This window comes from Anthropogastromicrobium aceti (genome assembly GCF_020687335.1).
Lineage (GTDB): Bacteria > Bacillota > Clostridia > Lachnospirales > Lachnospiraceae > Anthropogastromicrobium > Anthropogastromicrobium aceti.
In genome coordinates, this window is sequence record NZ_JAJEQN010000096.1 from 1 (window position 1) to 1,485 (window position 1,485).

Annotated in this window: 2 protein-coding genes; both read right to left on the minus strand. The window is 37.5% G+C overall.

Going from position 1 to position 1,485, the window contains the following annotated elements; translation table 11 throughout:
* Positions 1-390: 390 nt before the first annotated feature.
* A complete protein-coding gene (locus LKD48_RS16390) occupies positions 391-1,005 on the minus strand; it encodes a hypothetical protein (RefSeq protein ID WP_118616489.1) in 615 nt (204 codons plus the stop codon).
* Between the two features lie 71 nt (positions 1,006-1,076).
* The coding region (locus LKD48_RS16395) for a hypothetical protein (RefSeq protein ID WP_308732653.1) at positions 1,077-1,485 on the minus strand (409 nt) is incomplete at its 5' end.

The following is a 1,485-nucleotide window of genomic DNA, read 5'->3' on the forward strand; positions in this document are numbered from 1 at the left end:
TTGATTTATTTTTTATGCCGCATTCATCCCCGCCCGACTATGTCGGACGAGGTTTTCTGCGGAGAACTGGATAAAAACACAAAAAAGCCTGAAAGCTCTTTTCTTGAACTTTCAGACTTTTTTAATATCATGATATTTTAGGGGACAGATATTGAGCCAGTAGTGACACTTTGTGAGCCACCGTCCCTGTCACCGTGGTCATATTGCAACCATTTTTGAAATACAAGTCGATTGCCTGTTGTTTTTCTTCGGTGCTATACTTGTTCATTTCTTCCTCCTAACATCTTTCGACATTAGGTCCAAAAATTGTCCGCACCCCGGATTAAGCCAGCGTACCCACTTAAAAAGCCATTCAGAACTGACCCCTCTGGCTTTCTGACCCTCACCTACTCAAAAAAGATTCATCCCTCGAGTCCATTTTCTTTGATCTCGAATTTCCTTATCCCAATATTGACGAAATTCCTCCTCGCGTTCCTTTGAATATCCAATAAGCATAATTTGTTTCCTGTGCTTAGCATAAAAAAACATGCCTCTGGTTTTTGCCTTTTTCTCATTTTCAGTACAACCATTTTTACAAATGAAAAAAATATCACGATCTATTACATTCTCTATTTTGGGACTAATCGCCTCGATCGTTCTTCTTTCAATTAACTCAATTTCTTCCCACCTAACCTCTCTATGAATATTGGGAAAATAATCAAATTTAATCCCATCTTCATCTAAACAGTACTGTCCCATCCGAACCATACTTGTATACATATTCATATAATTACAATATGACACACCCCAACATATGGGTAACATAAATATAGCATATATTATGGCTTGAATTATATTCGAATTCCCCACAATTAAAAGGGCAAAAGGAAGACACAACATAACAATATATACAACTATATTTATACCAAAATCAGCGTATGTATCGAAACGATACCATTTTCCCCATTCATTCACATATTCTGCTGTTTTTTTTCCATATTTATTCCATATACTTCTTTTCTTCATACAAATGTACCTTTCACGCCATTCAGACAGGAGATTACTCCTGCCTGAACAAATCGTCTTTTTATTATAGCTTATGCCATACATACTCGCTGAAACTTTGTATTTCGTCTTGTTGGCTTCTTCACTTTATGGATAACCTTTTTTCTTCCTGATACTGTTGTTATCACTCTGGTATTTGACTGTTTAGGTGTTCCCGCATTAGACGTTGCAATGCCCATATTCTTAGCAATAGCTTTTGTAACCGGCTTTGCTGCTGCTGAAACTCCTGTTGCCGCTAGTTCCATTGGTTGTCCAATAGAATAGTTTACTGCTGCATTTCCCAACGCTTCCGCCGCCTTTGATCCAAATTGCACCATATCTGTTACTTTATTTGCGCAGTTTCCTGCAATATATGTAGCACCTCCTTCTATTATACCATAAACAACACGCGTCACTGGATCACCTTCCGTATTAATTGCAGTATTAATTCCATTAACTATT